The 17,219-nt window shown below is 64.7% G+C and carries 19 protein-coding genes; 11 read left to right on the top strand and 8 right to left on the bottom strand.

Annotation, left to right across the window (positions count from 1 at the left end):
- The first annotated feature begins 118 nt into the window (after positions 1-118).
- Complete coding sequence (locus tag QW845_RS25855) at positions 119-463, top strand: Hpt domain-containing protein (protein ID WP_315804330.1); 345 nt, start codon at positions 119-121, stop codon at positions 461-463.
- 83 nt (positions 464-546) lie between these two features.
- Positions 547-867: a 2Fe-2S iron-sulfur cluster-binding protein gene (locus QW845_RS25850; protein ID WP_315707114.1), complete on the top strand. Its 321-nt coding sequence runs from the start codon at positions 547-549 to the stop codon at positions 865-867.
- A gap of 50 nt (positions 868-917) precedes the next feature.
- Here QW845_RS25850 and QW845_RS25845 read toward each other — a convergent pair whose 3' ends face one another.
- On the bottom strand, positions 918-1,382 hold the full coding sequence (locus QW845_RS25845; RefSeq protein ID WP_315804329.1) for a thioesterase family protein: 465 nt from the start codon (positions 1,380-1,382) through the stop codon (positions 918-920).
- Between the two features lie 172 nt (positions 1,383-1,554).
- Between QW845_RS25845 and QW845_RS25840 the strand changes: the two genes are divergently transcribed.
- The 3 genes from QW845_RS25840 to QW845_RS25830 all read left to right on the top strand — a co-directional run bounded on the left by QW845_RS25840 (position 1,555) and on the right by QW845_RS25830 (position 3,807).
- Positions 1,555-2,583 (top strand): NAD(P)/FAD-dependent oxidoreductase, encoded by a 1,029-nt coding sequence (locus tag QW845_RS25840; RefSeq protein ID WP_315804328.1) that lies wholly within the window; start codon positions 1,555-1,557, stop codon positions 2,581-2,583.
- A gap of 171 nt (positions 2,584-2,754) precedes the next feature.
- On the top strand, positions 2,755-3,363 hold the full coding sequence (locus QW845_RS25835) for a DUF2147 domain-containing protein (protein ID WP_315804353.1): 609 nt from the start codon (positions 2,755-2,757) through the stop codon (positions 3,361-3,363).
- Between the two features lie 177 nt (positions 3,364-3,540).
- On the top strand, positions 3,541-3,807 hold the full coding sequence (locus QW845_RS25830; RefSeq protein ID WP_315804327.1) for a DUF3551 domain-containing protein: 267 nt from the start codon (positions 3,541-3,543) through the stop codon (positions 3,805-3,807).
- A gap of 187 nt (positions 3,808-3,994) precedes the next feature.
- On the opposite strand, the gene QW845_RS25825 is transcribed toward QW845_RS25830, so the two are convergent.
- The gene (locus QW845_RS25825) at positions 3,995-5,944 is read right to left on the bottom strand and encodes a hypothetical protein (protein WP_315804326.1); all 1,950 of its coding nucleotides are present in this window, start codon (positions 5,942-5,944) and stop codon (positions 3,995-3,997) included.
- Between the two features lie 103 nt (positions 5,945-6,047).
- Positions 6,048-7,139, bottom strand: coding sequence for a YbhN family protein (locus tag QW845_RS25820; protein WP_315804325.1), 1,092 nt, complete (start codon positions 7,137-7,139; stop codon positions 6,048-6,050).
- Between the two features lie 388 nt (positions 7,140-7,527).
- Between QW845_RS25820 and QW845_RS25815 the strand changes: the two genes are divergently transcribed.
- Positions 7,528-8,034 (top strand): ferritin-like domain-containing protein, encoded by a 507-nt coding sequence (locus QW845_RS25815; RefSeq protein ID WP_315804324.1) that lies wholly within the window; start codon positions 7,528-7,530, stop codon positions 8,032-8,034.
- A 66-nt stretch (positions 8,035-8,100) separates the two neighbouring features.
- Here QW845_RS25815 and QW845_RS25810 read toward each other — a convergent pair whose 3' ends face one another.
- A complete protein-coding gene (locus QW845_RS25810) occupies positions 8,101-8,535 on the bottom strand; it encodes a hypothetical protein (protein ID WP_315712681.1) in 435 nt (144 codons plus the stop codon).
- Between the two features lie 48 nt (positions 8,536-8,583).
- On the opposite strand from QW845_RS25810, the gene QW845_RS25805 reads away from it, so the two are divergent.
- Positions 8,584-9,174 carry a hypothetical protein gene (locus QW845_RS25805; protein WP_315804352.1) on the top strand — a complete coding sequence of 197 codons (591 nt, stop codon included), beginning with the start codon at positions 8,584-8,586 and terminating at the stop codon, positions 9,172-9,174.
- A gap of 89 nt (positions 9,175-9,263) precedes the next feature.
- A complete protein-coding gene (locus tag QW845_RS25800) occupies positions 9,264-9,851 on the top strand; it encodes a YdcF family protein (RefSeq protein WP_315804323.1) in 588 nt (195 codons plus the stop codon).
- Positions 9,852-9,992: 141 nt separating this feature from the next.
- On the opposite strand, the gene QW845_RS25795 is transcribed toward QW845_RS25800, so the two are convergent.
- The 4 genes from QW845_RS25795 to QW845_RS25780 form a co-directional block, all read right to left on the bottom strand.
- Positions 9,993-11,228, bottom strand: coding sequence for a radical SAM protein (locus QW845_RS25795; RefSeq protein ID WP_315804322.1), 1,236 nt, complete (start codon positions 11,226-11,228; stop codon positions 9,993-9,995).
- Complete coding sequence (locus QW845_RS25790; RefSeq protein WP_315804321.1) at positions 11,228-11,440, bottom strand: hypothetical protein; 213 nt, start codon at positions 11,438-11,440, stop codon at positions 11,228-11,230. The genes QW845_RS25795 and QW845_RS25790 overlap by 1 nt, the downstream gene beginning before the upstream one ends.
- A 486-nt stretch (positions 11,441-11,926) precedes the next feature.
- Entirely contained in the window at positions 11,927-12,352 is a 426-nt protein-coding gene (locus QW845_RS25785) for a universal stress protein (RefSeq protein WP_284420907.1), read from the bottom strand.
- 51 nt (positions 12,353-12,403) lie between these two features.
- Positions 12,404-12,946 carry a histidine phosphatase family protein gene (locus tag QW845_RS25780; RefSeq protein ID WP_315804320.1) on the bottom strand — a complete coding sequence of 181 codons (543 nt, stop codon included), beginning with the start codon at positions 12,944-12,946 and terminating at the stop codon, positions 12,404-12,406.
- A 105-nt stretch (positions 12,947-13,051) separates the two neighbouring features.
- Here QW845_RS25780 and QW845_RS25775 point away from each other — a divergent pair, with 105 nt between their 5' ends.
- The 3 genes from QW845_RS25775 (at position 13,052) to QW845_RS25765 (ending at position 17,185) form a co-directional block, all read left to right on the top strand.
- Positions 13,052-14,482, top strand: a complete 1,431-nt coding sequence (locus QW845_RS25775; RefSeq protein ID WP_315804319.1) for an FAD-binding oxidoreductase — start codon at positions 13,052-13,054, stop codon at positions 14,480-14,482.
- Between the two features lie 97 nt (positions 14,483-14,579).
- Positions 14,580-15,083: a peptide-methionine (R)-S-oxide reductase MsrB gene (msrB, locus tag QW845_RS25770; protein ID WP_315804318.1), complete on the top strand. Its 504-nt coding sequence runs from the start codon at positions 14,580-14,582 to the stop codon at positions 15,081-15,083.
- A gap of 296 nt (positions 15,084-15,379) precedes the next feature.
- Positions 15,380-17,185 (top strand): flagellar hook-basal body complex protein, encoded by a 1,806-nt coding sequence (locus tag QW845_RS25765; RefSeq protein ID WP_315804317.1) that lies wholly within the window; start codon positions 15,380-15,382, stop codon positions 17,183-17,185.
- Positions 17,186-17,219: the final 34 nt, after the last annotated feature.

Raw genomic sequence — 17,219 nt, 5'->3', positions numbered from 1 at the left:
CAATTGGGCCGGTAACAATGCATTAACCATTGTCGTGCTTGGCTTACCACAGGCGCGCGCGGCGCGCCCGCCGGACCGGATTGCCGCCATGATTCCCGACCTTTCACGGATCGAATGGATGCCCTCGCCCCCGCTGGTTCCCGACGACGGGCCGATCAGCCTGGACCTGCTGCGCCGGATGACGCTCGGCGACAGCGCGCTCGAGCGCGAGGTGCTCGCCATGTTCTCCAGCCAGGCCGTCCGCCTGCTGGAGCGGTTGCAGGTGATGCCCGAGGATGCCGCCACCGTCGCCCACACGCTGAAGGGCTCGGCCCGCGCCGTCGGCGCGCTCGACGTTGCCGACGCGGCGGAAGGGCTCGAAGCGGCGCTGCGGGCGGGCGATCCGGCCGATGCGCTGGCCTGGCTCGGCACGGCGATCGCGCAGGCCCGCGCGGCGATTTCGGAGATGCTCGGCGCGGCCTGAGCGGCCGGCGGCAGCACTAGCGCGGAGCGGAGCGGTCCGTTATAGGACAGCCCGACCTCATTTCCTGCGCAGCACGAGCACACATGGCCAAGATCACCTTTGTCGACCATACCGGCGAATCCCGAACCGTTGAGATCGAGAACGGCGCGACCGTGATGGAAGCGGCGATCCGCAATGCCATTCCCGGCATCGAGGCCGAATGTGGCGGCGCCTGCGCCTGCGCGACCTGCCATGTCTATGTCGACGAAGCCTGGCGCGAGAAGGTCGGCCCGCCGACCCCGATGGAAGAGGACATGCTCGATTTCGGCTACGACGTCCGGCCGAATTCCCGTCTTTCCTGCCAGATCAAGGTCTCCGACGAGCTCGATGGCCTCGTCGTCTCCACCCCCGAGCGTCAGGCCTGAGCGTTCGCCTCGCGCACGCATCGCTGCGCTCCCACGGATCGCCGTCAGGCCTATGCCGGCGGCGCGATCGTCACGCCGCGACGAGCCCAGGGCTGTAGCGCTGCGATGAGCTGCGGCGTCAGCGGCGCCGGCTTGCGTGTCACCTCGTCGATCAGGACCATCACGGCGGTGGCCGAGGCCACGCAGCGGCCGTCCGAGAATACGACCTGCTCTGATGTCACCGACGTGCGCCCCAGCCTCACGACCCCCAGTCCCAGCTCGATCGTCCCCGGCCAGCGCAGCTCGGCGCGGAAATGCATGTCGAGCCGCACCATGATCCAGGCCAGCCCCTCCTGTCCAAGGCCGTGGCGCGGGTCCTTCATCAAGGTCACCCGGCCGGTCTCGAAATAGGTCGCGTAGACCGCGTTGTTGACGTGCTGGTTGGGGTCGAGATCGCCGAAGCGGACATTGTCCGTGAGGCGGTAGGGAAAGTCCTCCAGGCGTGGCGCGTGGTCGCGGCGGGCCGTCTCTGTCACCGATTGATCTCCATCATTCATGCCCCCTTCAAACCTCGCTAAGCCCGCCGCTGCAAGCCGCGCGAGCGGAGGGCGGCTTTTGTGCCTTCCCTGCGACCAGCCCGTTGGCTACAAATTCGGAACCGCCATCTGCCGCCCTCCGTCGAGCGGCGCCTCCAACGAGAAGAGCGACATGAGCGAAGCGATCAAGACCGATGTGCTGATCATTGGCGCGGGCCCTTGCGGACTGTTTGCCGTTTTTGAACTGGGGCTGCTCGACATCAAGGCGCATCTGATCGACATCCTCGATAAGGTCGGCGGCCAATGCGCCGAGCTGTATCCGGAGAAGCCGATCTACGACATTCCCGGCGTGCCGATGGTGACGGGGCAGGGCCTCACCGATCAATTGATGGAGCAGATCAAGCCGTTCAGTCCGACCTTCCATCTCGGCGAGATGGTCGAGAAGGTCGAGAAGATCGGCGATCCCGGTTTTCGCGTCACCACCGATGCCGGCAAGGTGTTCGAGTGCAAGGTCGTGGTGATCGCCGCCGGCGGCGGCTCGTTCCAGCCCAAGCGTCCGCCGGTGCCGGGCATCGAGGCCTACGAAGGCACCTCGGTATTTTATGCCGTGCGCAAGATGGAGCAGTTCCGCGACAAGCATGTCGTCATCGTCGGCGGCGGCGATTCCGCGCTCGACTGGACGCTCAATCTGCATCCCCTTGCCAAGCGCATCACGCTCGTCCATCGCCGCGACGACTTCCGTGCCGCGCCGCACAGCGTCGAGCAGATGCGCGCGCTGGTCGCGAGCGGCAAGATGGATCTGCGCATCGGTCAGGTGACCGCGCTCGAAGGTGCGAACGGTCAGCTTTCCGCGGCCACCATCAAGGGCAACGACAATGCGGTCGAGACCGTGCCGTGCGAGATGATGCTGCCGTTCTTCGGCCTGACGATGAAGCTCGGCCCGGTCGCCGAGTGGGGCCTCGCGCTCGAGCACAATCTCATTCCGGTCGAGACGTCGGCGTTCGAGACCTCGGTGCCCGGCATCTTCGCGATCGGCGACATCAATACCTATCCCGGCAAGATCAAGCTGATCCTGTGCGGCTTCCACGAGGGCGCGCTGATGGCGCAGAAGGCGCACCGCTACGTGTATCCGGAGAAGCGGCTGGTGTTCCAGTACACGACGTCGTCGTCGAGCTTGCAGAAGAAGCTCGGCGTCAACTAATTCGTTCGCACAGTGGAACCCGGCACCGCCGGACCAACTCAAATGTGAAGAAATGTTTCCTGCGCGTGCCGGTTTCACCGGCGCGCCAGACCTGTTATGGGCTGGAACGATGCACGAAACGGCCGTACTGTGCGGCCATTCATTTTGTGACTTGGTCAAGGTGAGATGATGATGCGCAATGCGTTTCCCCGACTTCGGCTGGTGCCTGGTGTGACGAAGCTCGCGATCGGCGCGCTCGTTGTTGCCGGTGCTCTGCTGACGCGGCCTGCGCTCGCGGCTGAGCCGACCGCGGCCGGTCTGTGGCAGAAGGTGGAGGATGGCAGGCCCGTCGGCTGGTTTCTCTTCATCGACCACGACGGCGTGTTCGAGGGCGTGATCGCCAAGACGTTTCCGCGTCCCGGCGACAATCCGAACGAGGTCTGTTCGAAGTGCAGCGATGACCGCAAGAATGCGCCGGTGCTCGGCATCTCCTTCGTGCGTGACATGAAGCGCGAGGGGCTGAAATACGAAGGCGGCAACGTGCTCAACCCGCGCGACGGCAACATCTGGAAGGCCAACATGCGGGTCACTCCGGATGGGCAGTCGCTGATCCTGCACGGCTATCTCGGCATCTCGCTGTTCGGCAAGGACGAGACCTGGACCCGCCTGCCGGACAGCAACATGGCGCAGATCGATCCTGCGATCCTCGCCAAGTATCTGCCCTCGCAGGCGACGACGGCAACAGGCCCCGCCACCAAGCAGGCGCCGCCGATGATGAAGAAGCCGGCTGCGATCAAGTAGACGGCTTCCGAACTACGACCGTCGCTCCCGGCCGACCAGGGACGCGATCTCGGACACCGCGTCGGCCAAGAACTCGATCCAGATCAAACGCGTGGTCAAGGACAAGGTCTTCATGATCATCCGAGCAGGTGACGTGCAGGCCATTGGCCGTAGCGGTCGGAATTCGACGAAGGAGCGATGCTGATGCTGCGTTGGATAATCGCGGGGAGCGCGGCCATTTCCATGATCCCGATCGCCGCTGCTCAAACCCATGATTCCAATTATCCTGTCTGCCTACAAAAGTGGGAATGGGGTGGTAGCACCTCTTTCGAATGCACCTATACATCCTGGGATCAGTGTCGAAGGGCAGGCTGGGGTCTCGCGGCCATGTGCGTGAACAACCCATATTGGGCACAACGACAATCAGGATCGCTTGGCGGTGGTCGCCGCCGACTTGCGCGCTGAGCGTTGGGACGTCGAGGGGGCGGCCCAGCTCTCCGTCCGCTCCCAACTCACCATGAGGCTCAGAGATCTCGCTGCCACACGGCCATTGTCCCTGAGCGCCCGCTCACGGAGGGCCTCCCGAAAGACGCTGTGCGGAGCGGAGCGCTTCAGGCCGTTCTTCCTCTGCGATCTCTGCCCGAATGGCCGACTACTGCCTCACCACGCCCGCGGGCGGCAGCGGCTGGCTGGTGACGTTGGGCTCGGCCGCATCGAGGTTGAGCACTTGCGCCGCAGCCGGAAAGGCGGCGTCGGCCATCGCGGCATGGCCCTCCGCCGTCGGATGCACGGCGCCGCCATAGACCGCGGACAGCACGCCCCAGCTCGCATCGTGGATGTCGGAGGGCTGCATCGCCGCCGGCAGCCCTTGCGGATAGGTCATCGCCGAGAAGTAGCTGTCGTTGGCGTCGCGGATCCAGCGCGCGCGCGGCAGATAGGGGCGATACTCGCTGGCGCCGCGGCCGCACAGCAGCGGCTCGTTGGCGGCGCTGACGATGTTCGGATCGAAGCTGGCGCCGTCGGCCGAAAAGCATTCGCGGTCGAACGGCGGATCCTGCGGCGAGCGGGCGCAGAAGCCGTGATCGGCAAACGCGGCCTGATGCGCATCGACGAAGGTCATGCGGTCGGCCTGCGGGTCGCGGCACAGGACTCCCGCGGTGCATTGCGCCAGCCCGCGCAGTGACGGCAGGAACTCGTTCTCGACGAAGCCCGCGACCTTGGCGAGCCGCTGCGGATTGGCATTGAACGACGGGTGGACCTCGAAGCCGGCCGGACCACCCGGGCAGGGCGTGCCCGGGCCGCTCAGCGCCGGGTTGCCGTAGGATGTGTAGATGACGTGCGAGAGGTCGCCGACCAGCGGCTTCAGCGCCTCGCGCAGCTTGGCAAAACCCTGCGGCAGGTCGCGCGCCAGCTCGCTGCGCGATTCCTCGACCGAGCCGATCACGCCGGAGCGCTTGAACAGCGTGCGCTCGGTGGGCGTATCGACGATGACGTCGGCGACGAGGCCGGAGAAGTTGATGTCGTTGGCGCCGATCGACAGCAGAATCAGATCGAGCTTGCGGTCCGGCTGGCGGCGCTTGGCCGCGGTCAGCGCCTCGCGCAGCTCGCCGAGCTGGCCGTTGACGCCGCCGGCGCAAGTGGCCGCAGAGCGGCCCGGCGTGCATTCGCGCGCGCGCTGACTGCCGAACAGGCCGTCGGCGATGGTAGCGCCGGTGCAGGCAAGCGGCAGGTAGGTGACCGCGACATGCGGATAGCGCACGGCGAGCGCCAGCGCCGTCCGTGTCTGGTAGCTGTAGAGCGAGCGGTGGCAGGCGGCGTTGAGCCAGACCGCGCTGTGCTTCTGCCAGTTCTGCAGCGTGTCCGGCGCCTCGCAGGCGCGGCCGCCTTTGAAGCCGGCGCGGCTCGGCCGATAATATTGCGCGGTCGGACCGCCGAGATAGGAGCGGAAGCAGAAGCCTTCGTCGGCGAGCGCGATCGGGCGGTCCGGATTGCCCTCGCCGGAGGCGATGCTGTCGCCGAGGCCGGCGATCAGGACGTCGCGGACCTGGATTCCGGTCGAGACCTGCAGCGTCCCATCCGGGCTGGCGACATCGACGGATGCCACGGTCTGCCGGCCGTAGCGGACGCGCAGGTTGACCGGCTCGGCGCAGTCGAATGTCGAGGTCTGCGGCCCGTCGCCGTCGTCGAACGACCACGCGCAGGTGGCGCCGACCGGAACCGGGCCGGTCAGGCGCACGGTGACCGGGTGGTCGATCGGCGTGAGATAGCTTTCCTTGACGTTGTCGCGCGTGCATGGCTCGTTGATGCGACCGGCGAGGTCGATGCAGAGCCGGTTGACGACGTTGCGGGCCCAGCCGCGGCCGTCGCTCTGCACCGCCAACGCCTGCTCGGCGGCGAGGATGGAGCGGTCGCGCGTGCTCTCGGTATGCAGCAGGAAGTCGCGCTCCTCCCGGAAGAGACGGAAGCGGTTGCGCACCTCCCAGTTGATCTGCAGCGGCGGCGCCGTGCCGAACTGCGCGGCGGCCTCGGTGGCGGCGAGAGGGGCAAGCAGGCCGGCCAGGACGCAGGCGGCGAGCAACGGACGATGGGGCATTCGGGTCATGCGCAAGGATTCACGTCAGCGATGGGGCGGAAATAAGAGGATCGCACGCGACTTCAACCGGCCGAGGGGCGAGCCGCTGCGTCGTCCGCGAGAGAATTGATGCTCAGCGCTGGGAGTGCCGCTTGATGCGCTGGGGAACCGCAGCGTGCGCCGTGGTCGCGGCGCGCTTGGCGGCGATCTCGTCCGACACCGCGCCCTGCAGCCGGCGCCGCTCCTGCCACGGCTTGACCACATTCAGCCAGAGTTCCCTGATGCCCATGATGGAGATCGCCGTCGCGAACGGGATCACGAAATACAGCACGCGGAAAACGAGCAGGGTGGCCAGCAACTGCTCGCGGCCGAACTGCGGCAGCGCCACCAGCATCGCGGCATCGAACACGCCGATGCTGCCGGGGGCATGGCTGGCAAAGCCGAGCAGGGTAGCGAGGATGAACACCACCGACAGCGACAGGAAATCGATCGGCGGAGCGGCGGGGACGAGGAGGTACATCGCCAGCGCGCAGAAGCCGAGGTCGACCACTCCGATCAGGATCTGCACGAGCGTGAGCTGCGCCGAGGGCAGCACCACCTTCCAACCGTTCTGGCCGAGCTGGCGCCGGTTCTTGCCGGCGGTCAGCCATCCGAGATAGGCGAAGATCGCCCCGAGGATGCCGATCGCGATCAACTGGTTCACCGCCGGGGGCAACTGGTCCATCGCGGTGGCGGCGGCCGGATGCAAGGTCATGCCGATACCGAGCACGAACAGATTGCCGAGCCAGAAGGTCAGGCCCGATAGGAAGCAGATCTTGGCGACGTCGATCGCGGACAGGCCGTAGTCGGAGTAGATCCGGAACCGGATGGCGCCGCCGGTGAACACGGTGGCGCCGATGTTGTGGCCGATCGAATAGCTGGTGAAGGCGCTCATCGCCGCGATGCGATAGGGCACGTGTTTCTTGCCAATCGTTCGCAGCGCAAAATAGTCATAGAAGGTCAGCGTGCAGAACGCGCCGACCACACACAAGGCCGCGAGCGCGATGTGACCGGGCGGGATTTCGGTGAGCGCGGTCAGGATGACGCCGGCGTCGACGCCCTTCAGCGTGCGCACGAGCGTCGTGATCGCGAAGGCGATGATCGCAAGGCTCGCTGCAATCCCCAGCCGCTTCCAGCCGATCCATTTCTTGAAGCCACGCCCAAGCGTGGTCAGCAGGCGCTGCATTCATCCTCCCGGCGGGGCGGTACTAGATCTTGGAAAAGAGGCGAAACCATTGATCGATGGGGCGGGCAATTCGTGACAGCCTGTTTCTTATGCTAAAATGCGTGGCTTGTGCAGTCCTTGACACAGGTCAGCTCCGACCCATGCGGCGCAGGTCTGTCACACTCCGGTCACATGGCTGGCCGCCCATCCGCCTCAGTTCGGTCCAACTGGTTACCCGCGGGGTTCACGGGCAAACCTGGTCCTCCGCGCCCGGTTCCGGACGGCAGGCTCGGTGACACAGGAACGACCGCCGCTGCCGCCGGTTAGCGCCCGCGAGCACAGCGAACATGGCGACCACCGGTCGGGGGCGGTACCTGCCATGTTCCCGAACCAGGAGGACGTGAAGCAAATGGGATTGTTCAAAAAGGACATCAAGACGATGAACGATCTGTTCGTTCATCAGCTGCAGGACATCTATTACGCCGAAAACCAGCTCGTCAAAGCGCTGCCCAAGATGGCGGAGAAGGCGACGGATCAGAAGCTCAAGCAGGGTTTTCTGGCCCATCTCGACGAAACCAGGACGCATGTGAAGCGGCTCGAGCAGGTGTTCGAGATGCATGGCATCGCGCCCAAGGCAGTCGACTGCCCGGCGATCGACGGCATCATCGAAGAGGCGGAGGAGGTCGCCGGCGAGGTCGCGGACAAGACCGTGCTCGACGCCGCCCTGATCAATGCCGGCCAAGCGGCCGAGCACTATGAGATCACCCGCTATGGCAGCCTGATCGCCTGGGCCAAGCAGCTCGGCCGCAGCGACTGCGCCGCCGTGCTGCAGAAGACGCTCGACGAGGAGAAGGCGACCGACATGAAGCTGACCAAGCTCGCCGAGACGAGCGTCAACCTGCGCGCCGCGAGCTGACGCTCGATCGTTGATGAGGCAAAACGCCGCGCGGGTCGCCCGCGCGGCGTCGGCGGATCGCGCCGGTCAGGTCTTGCGCAGCGCGAAGTTGGCGCCGCAGAACGCCATCAGGGCGCCGAGGCAGAGCGCGGCGAGGCCTGCCAGTACGCCCGAGGCCGACGGCACGGGGCTCGGACCGGAGATCGCCTGGCCGATGCCGGCCAGCATCAGGACGCCGACCACGACCAGGAAGTTGCGCATCCGCTGCGGGATCTCGCCCGACACCGCGCTGTGCATGATGTTGGCGATGAAGTAGCCCGAGGAGAACCCGACGGTGGCGATCAGCCACCATGCGATCGCCGATCCCGCCGGCATGAAGGCGCCGCTCTCGGTCTGCCACAGGCCGCCGAGATCGAGCCCGTAGCGGGCGCCGAGCATGTGCACCGCCAGCGCCAGCAGCACGCCGGCGGCCATCGCCCCGGCCAGGATCAAATGGCGCGGAAAATAGATCGTTTCGCTCATGCTCCGCTTGTAGGATAAGGCGCGTGCCACACGCAACAGGACCGATCCATTTCCGAGCGCACCACCACGGCCGGCGATGATACGATCCGCTACGCCTACAAGGCGTCGCTGATCGGGGCCGCGCACCAGTTCGAACTGACGGAGCAGGGCCTGTCGTGGCGGTTCGCCGGCCGTACCGGCCTGTGGCCTTACGCCGAGATCGCCGCGATCCGGCTGTCCTACCGACCGGTGTCGATGCAGGCGAAGCGTTTTCGGGCCGACGTCACCCATCGCGACGGCCGCCGCCTCGGCATCATCTCCGTCTCGTGGCAGACGGCGGCCCTGATGGCGCCGCAGAGCGAGGCCTATCGCGCCTTCATTCTCGGGTTGCATGCGCGGCTCGCCGTCAGCGGCAGCAACGCGCGGCTGACCGCGGGCCTCGGCCGCTTCACCTACGGCGCGGCGCTCGCCGCGATCGCGCTGCTCGCCGTCGCGATGGCCGGGCTTCTGGTGCGTGCGCTCGTCATCGCCGAATGGTCGGGCGCGTTGTTCCTGATCGGCTTCGCCGCGCTGTTCGCCTGGTATGTCGGCGGCTTCATCACCCGCAACAGGCCGCGCAGCTACACGTTCACGGACATTCCGGCCGCGCTGCTGCCGTGATCACGCAATCGCATCGCCGGTCACCGAATGTGATCGTGCAGATTTGGCGCACCATGCCAGACTGAGCGAGTCGCTTTCGGAGTGGGACGATGCAGGATCGCGCGCTGCGCAGGCCGGATGACGCCGAGATCGCCGCGATCAACGCGCGGCATTTCGCCGACACGCCGCTGCGGCCGGCCGATCTGCTGTTCGTGTTCGGCACCCGCGTCGACGAGGAGCTGCGTGCCGAGACGGCGGCGAAGCTATGGCAGCAGGGCTACTTCCGCCACGCCATCGTCAGCGGCGGGATCACGCCGGGCGCGGATGTTTCGGAGTGTACGCTGATCAAGGCTGCCATGGTGAGGCACGGCATTCCGGCCGAGCGCATCCTCGAAGAGCACCACGCCACGAACACCGGCGAGAACGTCGTGCTCGCGCTGCCGGTGATCGACGCCGCGCTCGGCCTCGCCAATGTCGGCAGCGTGATCTGCCTAGGCAACAGCTGGACCGCGCGACGCTACGCGATGACCCTGCAGCGGCACTGGCCCGAGGTGGAGAAGATGCTGCTGACGGTCGACGGCTTCGGCATCCCGCGCCATCTCTGGCACACCCACCCCGAATTCCGCCGCCGCGTGCTCGACGAATGGGACAAGATAGCGTCGTACAAGGCGAGGGGATTTATTGCGGAGTGGCCGTGACGTTCGAGGCTCCGTGTAAGACATGCGGGCTCGCAGGAATGGCGGGCAACGCGGCTGCAAAGCGCGGTCTTCTCTCCCCGCTTGTGTGAGTTGGAGTGGGGGCCTCAAGGGCACCAAACTCGCGACGTTCAGGGAAAACTTTCAGTTGGCGACAATTTCTTGGATATAGTCCGCTGGGTAGCCATTCTCGACGAGCAGATTGCATGCGTTCTGAAAGAAAAACAAATAGCTCTCACAATAAACAGAGGGATTGTTAAAGCCATTCTCTCTTGAAAAACGGTTCTCGATATCACCCCCCTTACAAATCCGTCTCCACCTGCACGGTTGGCATTTGGCGGAAAGTGACCTAGTCGCACATTCAATTTCATCAAATATTCCGTTCATCAAAAAATCCCGAAGTGAGGTATCACGAACATCGCATTGCGGAGTGTTACGGTACCATGGGAGAGCGGGGATATAAGAATCGGAGACGCTGGCGATCCCGTCACTGTGAATAATTAGAACTTGCCTTGTCCATTTCTTCTTTGTCAAAAAAATGCGCTGCTTGTTTGGGGGCACTGGAATATCTTCTTCGCGGACCCGGAGTTTCCGCAGGAAATCCGAGATAAAGCGAACTTCGACGCCTGGGTTATCTTCCGTCATCCATGCTTCAAAAAGCCGAAACAGCGATTCTCCATACTTGCGAGGCGTCTCTTCGCTGCCGATAAAACCATCGTCAAAGTTGCGATCAGGAAGAAGAAAACTCATCCGACGCACACCTAGCCCACGCAAGTAACGGTAGACTTCGGTATAGTCATTTCGACAATCTATGACAGAAATTGTAGATGGGCTAATATCATTCGGTAAGCAGTCTTTCGCTGCCTTCACTAATTCTTTGAGATTCTGCTCTGTCCTTTCAAAAGTAGACCTTCCTTGGTGGTCGAGTCGATAGCGGTCATGCGCTGTGCGTCCACCGTCAATACTGACTCCGACGTTTACCCGGTGCTTGGATAGAATAGACAGCCATTTGTCCGTTAGAATGGTGCCATTTGTCTGGACGCCGAAATGTACGTCCACCGTTTGCCCGAGCCGTTCCTTGAACACACAACAGATTGAGTCAAACTTTTCGGGATTGAGCATCATCGGCTCGCCGCCGTGAAAGGAAATCAAGATCTCCTTGATCTTCAACTCTCGGCAGCCAGCTACAAGCCAGTTGGCTACACAGGCAGCTGAATCGATGCTGACTACTGGAGGGCGTTGTAGTGGAGTCTTATCCCCCATATTGAAGTAGTAGCAATATGTGCAGTTAATGTTGCATCGCTCCACAACTTTGAAGACAATGTGAAGCCGATCTACTGTCAAATGCTGAGTTTGTACCAAGGCTCGTCCGAGAGCCATTAGGTTGGAGCCTTTGGTGAACTTTGATGGTAGTCACCCGATGTCTGGGAATGGAACCCCCCGTCGGACTGCCAGTAACCACCGTTGCCTTGAGCGTAGTCCTCGTTAACAGGAATGGACACCCCGCCACGACCAACCGTGAGAAGGCCATCAATGATCCCCTGGCCGATCAGTTTACGAGCGCGTTCCAATTTCTCTTTAGCATCGGACATGCCGGTCTCCCCCGTTCACCCTCATAAGTTTTGATGTGTGAGATACTCAACTATAATGAGATAGTCGGAGTCAACTGAGATTCGCCGGATGACTCCCGAGCCGGCGTTAATGCTCGCGGTTTTCAGGGGGAGATAGGCGTGACGTTTGGACTTCGGGCAGCCCGGACAGTAGTTGGGGCTGATCTGGCCATTTGCATCGAGTAATGTCGCAGTTGGATTACCCTCGACGGCTCGAGCGGGCTGCTGCTCTGCTACGTGGGCTAAGCCCGGAAAGCGAGTTTTCAGAGAATCTCAACCAAGCTGAAGGGCTCGACTAGATTGGCTCATCCAGGCCTCATGGTTCGCGGCGCCCCGCAGGACGGTGCCCTCACCGAGACGGTCTCAGAATCCTGAAGTTCGGCCAAAATTCAGTCATCTTCCCGAGGGGCGCGTCGGCGGCGTGTGTCTCGAAGGACGGCCAAGTGCTCGCCTCCACAGAGAAGCAATTCACGGCCTCACCACCAGCACCGAGCACTTCGCGTAGCGCACCACATGCCCGGCGTTGCTGCCGAGGAAGTAGGTCCGCATCGCCGGGCGGTGCGAGGTCATTACGATCAGGTCGGCCTTGACCTTGGCTGCCTCCTCGAGGATCTCGTGATAGATGCCGCCCTGGCGCACCGTATAGCTGATGCGCTCCGCCGGGATGCCGGATTCGCGCGCCACGATCGACAGCGCTTCCTCGGCGGTCTCGCGCTGCTGCGCGTCGAAATCGGCCGGGACGTATTCGGCGAGCATCACCGGCGTCATCGGCATGACGTTGAGCAGATGCACCGTGCCGCTCCAGGTCTGTGCCAACGTGGCCGCGGTGGCGATGGCGGGCTTGGCGAGGTCGGTGTCGGCCAGATCGATCGGCACCAGAATCGAGTTGAACATCGAAGGTCCTCCTCTGTCCGCCGGGATTACGCGCCGGACCGGACCTGCCTGTCAATCGACCGAGCCATGCTTGAGCAGCTTGGGCGTGACGAATCTCAGGAGACGGCCGCGGGTGAAGCTGACGTCGCCCCAATCGTCGGTGTCGAAATCGAGCACCGCCAAACCCGCGGTCGGCATGTTGCGCATCAGCTCGTGGCGGGCCTCTGAATCGCCCCCGCCGGTCAGCGCCAGCGCGAGCTCGTGCATTCCGGGATTGTGCCCGACGAGCAGGAGCTGCTTCGGATCGTGCACTGCCGCGAGGCGGATGTGATGCAGCATCTGCATCGGCTCGGCGCCGTAGAGCCCGGGAACGGTCTCGACCTGCGGGGCCGGGACACGGTCCTTCATCGCCGCAAGCGCGAGGTCCCAGGTCTGCTGTGCCCGGACCGCGGTCGAGACCAGCACCAGCTCCGGCACCGGCGGGTGGCTGGCGATGAAATCGCCGATCATGGCGGCATCCTGGTGCCCGCGCTCGTCGAGACGGCGGTCCTGGTCGCGGCCGGTCGGCGCGTCAGTCTCGGTCTTGGCGTGGCGCAGCAGCATCAATCGGCGCATGGAATTCCGTCTCGAATCGTTCAGGCTGGGTCCGGCTGTACCACGTCTCTTTGTCGCCATTAAAAGCGTCATGACGTCCGGCGCAGGGTTCGCTAAGAAAACGCCATGAGCGAGACTTCCACAAGCGTGAACGATGACGCGGATGCCGCAGGTGCACACGGCCGCACCAGGCTGAATTTCGACCTCGACGTTGACGTCTGCGTGGTCGGGGCGGGATTGGCCGGCTTGACGGTGGCATTGTGCGCGGCCCGGCAGGGGGCGAGCGTCGCGGTGCTGGAAGGCCGCCAGGTCGGGTGGAACGCATCCGGCCACATGATCGGCACGGTGATGCCTGGGTTCGACCTGCCGCTGCCGGATCTGATCGAGCGCGTCGGGCTCGCGCATGCCCGGGCGCTATGGGCGTTGTCCTGGTCCGGTGCCGAGTTCATCCGCGCCCAGGCCACCGAGGCAGCGATGCCGGGCATCGGGCTCAGCGAGGGCGCGCTCGAAGTCTCCAATGTCGACGCCGGCGACGCCTTGATCCGCCGCCTGCAGATGCTGCACGAGGATTTCGACACCGAGGTCGAGGGCTGGCAGGTCGAGCGCGTCAGGACCGAGCTCAAGACCGACCGCTACTTCCACGGCGTCCATTATCCCAAGGCGTTCCAGCTCGACGGCCGCAGGTACGTTCACGCGCTGGCGCGGCTCGCGCACAAGGCCGGGGCGCGGATCTTCGAGGACACGCCGGTGGTCAGCATCGATGCGTCGGGCGTGCGCAAGCGCATCGTGACGCCGTCGGCGCGGATGCGCGCCTCGCACATCGTGCTGGCCGGCAACATCCATCTCGGCGCGCCGCTGCAGAAGCTGTCCGATACGCTGCTGCCGGTGTGGCGCTATGGCGGCGTCACCGCGCCGCTCGGCGAGCGCCTCGCCGAGGCGATTTCCTTCCAGGGATCGGTCAGCGACACCGACGGCATCGATCATTTCCGTATCGTCGACGGTGACCGGCTGATGTGGGCGAGCCCGGAGACGACCTGGGACGCGCGGCCCAGCGGATTTGCCGCGGCGCTGCAGCGCCGGATCCGGACGGTGTTTCCGCAGCTCGGCCGGGTCGAGATCGCCGACACCTTCGGCGGCGTCACCGGCCAGACCGTGCACGGCATGCCGCAGATCGGCCAGCTCCGCAAAGGCCTGTGGGTCGCGAGCGGCTTCGGCCGGCAGGGGCTCAACACTTCGGCGATGGCCGGACAGCTGATCGCCCAGGCGATCCTCGCCGGCGACGACCGCTGGAAGCTGTTCTCGCCGTTCGAACTGGTCTGGGCCGGCGGCGTCAGCGGCCGGGTTGCCGGGCATGTCGTCAATCTCTGGGTCCGCGGCCGCTCCGCCGCCGCCGGGACGCTGGCGCGACACCGCGAGCGCGTGCGTGCGCAGGAGCGCATGCGCGAGATCCGGGCGGCCGAAGCGCGGCGCCGGGCGGCCGAGCGGCCCGGCTCGCGGCTGCCGCTGCGGCCGCAGCCATCCGATCTGAACCGCCATCCCGACGCCGGGGAGGGCTGACACCTCGCAAGAAAGTGAGCCGCCGCGCCCGCGCCCGACGTAACTTCGCGGGATCCCATCCGTAGATCCGGTAACCCATCGCCGTACGGAGACCGCCATGATCGACCGCCGCCTGATGTTGACCACCGCCGCCGGAGTGTTCGGCTTCGCCGCCCTGCGCTGGCTCGGCGGTTCCGCGCCGGCCCGCGCCGCCGAGAAGTTCGAGGTCGAGAAAACCGAGGCCGAGTGGCGCGCGCAACTGACGCCGCAGCAATACGAGATCCTACGCGAGGAGGGCACCGAGCGGCCCTGGACCAGCCCGCTGCTGAAGGAGCATCGCAAGGGTACCTTCGCCTGCGCCGGCTGCGACCTGCCGCTGTTCTCCTCCGACACCAAGTTCGACAGCGGCACCGGCTGGCCGAGCTTCTTCAAGCCGCTCGACAATGCCGTGGCGACCCGCCAGGACAAGACCTACGGCATGGTCCGCACCGAGGTGCATTGCCGCCGTTGCGGCGGCCATCTCGGCCACGTGTTCGACGATGGCCCCAAGCCGACCGGCCTGCGCTACTGCATGGACGGGCTGTCGCTCACGTTCCACCCGGCAAATCCGTCGTCGACCTGACGGGAATCTGCGCCCGGATATTCCGGCTCGTCCGTTCAAGGCTCAGATGGGGGTCTTGAGGACGCGCCGTCAGCCGTGACGAGCGGCCGCGCCGGAGCGCGATTTGGCGTGTCCGGCCCGGCAAGAACTGCCGGCTCGGCAATTGTTCACCAGTTTTGACGCTGGTTTTTTGACGTTGTTGTTTTTCAACCCGCTGATTTCACAGTATTTTCGCATCTGGCACAGCGATTGCGACAGCTCTCCACGAAACGCGGTGCGGGCCGACCTGTCACCGGCATCACAGTGGAGAGATTGGTATGGGTATCTTCGACGCGATGAATACTTCGGTGAGCGGTCTGTCCGCTCAATCATTCGCGCTGCAGAACATTTCCGGTAACATCGCGAACGCGTCGACCGTCGGCTACAAGGGCATCGGCACCAGCTTCGAAGACCTCATCCCCAACGCGACCAACCCGACGCGCCAGAATGCCGGCGGCGTCACCGCCTTCGCCAAGGCCACCATCACCACCCAGGGCACCGTCTCGACGTCCTCGGTCGCCACCAACATGGCGATCAACGGCGACGGCTTCTTCAACGTGCAGAAGGCCTCCTCGGTCGTCGACAACGTGCCGGTCTTCACTGGCGTCACCAACTACACCCGGCGCGGCGACTTCCAGCTCAACGCCAACGGCAACCTGATCAACGGCGCCGGCTATTACCTGATGGGCGTCGCGGTCGATCCGAAGACCGGCAACGCCACCGGCAACGTGCCGACCGTGCTGCAATTCGCCAACAATTTCGTGCCGGCGCAGGCGACCACCGCAATCCAGTACGCCGCCAACCTGCCGACGCAGCCGAAGACCGCCGCGAGCGGCAATGCCGCGACCGGCACCCTGGTCGCGGCCGGCGGCCTCAACTCGGCCGACCTCTCCAACGTGCCGCTGCCGGTGGGCACCAACTTCTACGCCGACTCCACCGTCACCGGCGGTACGGCGGTCAACAAGAACGCGGCGAACATCACCACGTCGACGCTGCTGTCGGGTGGTGTGGCCACCGATTCGATCACGAGCAACTTTGCCACCGGCGACACGATCACCATGACCGGCAGCGCGGGCGACGTCATCACCTTCACTTTCGTCGCGTCCGGCGCCTCGGGCACCCAGATCAACGTCGGCGACTCCGTCGGCACGCTGATGGCGAAGATCGCGGCCGTCACCGGCGTGACGCCCACCATCACCGCCGGCAAGATCACGCTGCATTCCGGCAGCGGCGAGGACTGGACCATGAGCAGCGCGTCCCCGGGTTTCACCGCGCTCGGCCTCACGTCACCGGTGGCACTGACGCGCACGGCGAGTCCCGGCACCGGCATCGTGATCGGCAACGATCTCACCAACTTCAACAACGAGACGATCTCTGGCGGCGCGGTCACGGCCTACAACTCGTCGGGCACGCCGGTGAACGTGCAGTTGCGCTGGGGCAAGGTCGACAGCGCGACGCTCGGCACCGGCCACAAGGACACCTGGAACCTGTTCTACCAGACCGACTCGAACGCGACCGGCTCGACCGTGGCGTGGCAGAACGTCGGCACCAACTTCCAGTTCGCCTCCGACGGCTCGCTGGTGTCGCCGACGACCTCCAACATCTCCATCCCCAACGTCGTGGTCGACGGCACCACGCTCGGTACCGTCAGCCTCAACATCTCCTCGGGCGCGCTGACGCAATATGCGAGCACGATCGGCTCGGCGACCATCAACCAGATCAATCAGAACGGCTTCGCCGCCGGTCAGTTGCAGTCGGTCGCCGTAAACAACAGCGGCGTCGTCACCGGCACCTTCTCCAACGGCCAGACCATCAACCTGGCGCAGGTGACGCTGTCGCATTTCAACGGCACCAATTACCTGAAGGCGCTCGACGGCGGCGCCTATGAGGCGACCGATCAGTCCGGCCAGGCCATCATCGGCGCGACCGGCAAGATCTCGGGCGGCTCGCTGGAAGGCTCGAACACCGACATCGCCGACGAGTTCACCAAGCTGATCGTGACCCAGCAGGCCTATTCGGCCAACACCAAGGTGATCACGACGGCCAATTCGATGGTGCAGGATCTTCTGAACGTGCTGCGCTGATCGCGCTGAGACGTGGCAGTTGAATTGACATAAG

Source organism: Bradyrhizobium sp. SZCCHNS3002 (genome assembly GCF_032377435.1).
In the GTDB taxonomy this organism is placed as follows: domain Bacteria; phylum Pseudomonadota; class Alphaproteobacteria; order Rhizobiales; family Xanthobacteraceae; genus Bradyrhizobium.
Note: the sequence above shows the minus strand (reverse complement) of the source record. Positions and strands in the feature narration are given on the sequence as shown.

What these genes read in the sequence shown, in the direction of transcription:
- QW845_RS25855 (WP_315804330.1), top strand. Translation starts at nt 119, where the DNA reads ATGCCCTCGCCCCCGCTGGTTCCCGACGACGGGCCGATCAGCCTGGAC.
- QW845_RS25850 (WP_315707114.1), top strand. Translation starts at nt 547, where the DNA reads ATGGCCAAGATCACCTTTGTCGACCATACCGGCGAATCCCGAACCGTT.
- QW845_RS25840 (WP_315804328.1), top strand. Translation starts at nt 1,555, where the DNA reads ATGAGCGAAGCGATCAAGACCGATGTGCTGATCATTGGCGCGGGCCCT.
- QW845_RS25835 (WP_315804353.1), top strand. Translation starts at nt 2,755, where the DNA reads ATGCGCAATGCGTTTCCCCGACTTCGGCTGGTGCCTGGTGTGACGAAG.
- QW845_RS25830 (WP_315804327.1), top strand. Translation starts at nt 3,541, where the DNA reads ATGCTGATGCTGCGTTGGATAATCGCGGGGAGCGCGGCCATTTCCATG.
- QW845_RS25825 (WP_315804326.1), bottom strand. Translation starts at nt 5,944, where the DNA reads ATGACCCGAATGCCCCATCGTCCGTTGCTCGCCGCCTGCGTCCTGGCC.
- QW845_RS25820 (WP_315804325.1), bottom strand. Translation starts at nt 7,139, where the DNA reads ATGCAGCGCCTGCTGACCACGCTTGGGCGTGGCTTCAAGAAATGGATC.
- QW845_RS25815 (WP_315804324.1), top strand. Translation starts at nt 7,528, where the DNA reads ATGGGATTGTTCAAAAAGGACATCAAGACGATGAACGATCTGTTCGTT.
- QW845_RS25810 (WP_315712681.1), bottom strand. Translation starts at nt 8,535, where the DNA reads ATGAGCGAAACGATCTATTTTCCGCGCCATTTGATCCTGGCCGGGGCG.
- QW845_RS25800 (WP_315804323.1), top strand. Translation starts at nt 9,264, where the DNA reads ATGCAGGATCGCGCGCTGCGCAGGCCGGATGACGCCGAGATCGCCGCG.
- QW845_RS25795 (WP_315804322.1), bottom strand. Translation starts at nt 11,228, where the DNA reads ATGGCTCTCGGACGAGCCTTGGTACAAACTCAGCATTTGACAGTAGAT.
- QW845_RS25790 (WP_315804321.1), bottom strand. Translation starts at nt 11,440, where the DNA reads ATGTCCGATGCTAAAGAGAAATTGGAACGCGCTCGTAAACTGATCGGC.
- QW845_RS25785 (WP_284420907.1), bottom strand. Translation starts at nt 12,352, where the DNA reads ATGTTCAACTCGATTCTGGTGCCGATCGATCTGGCCGACACCGACCTC.
- QW845_RS25780 (WP_315804320.1), bottom strand. Translation starts at nt 12,946, where the DNA reads ATGCGCCGATTGATGCTGCTGCGCCACGCCAAGACCGAGACTGACGCG.
- QW845_RS25775 (WP_315804319.1), top strand. Translation starts at nt 13,052, where the DNA reads ATGAGCGAGACTTCCACAAGCGTGAACGATGACGCGGATGCCGCAGGT.
- msrB (WP_315804318.1), top strand. Translation starts at nt 14,580, where the DNA reads ATGATCGACCGCCGCCTGATGTTGACCACCGCCGCCGGAGTGTTCGGC.
- QW845_RS25765 (WP_315804317.1), top strand. Translation starts at nt 15,380, where the DNA reads ATGGGTATCTTCGACGCGATGAATACTTCGGTGAGCGGTCTGTCCGCT.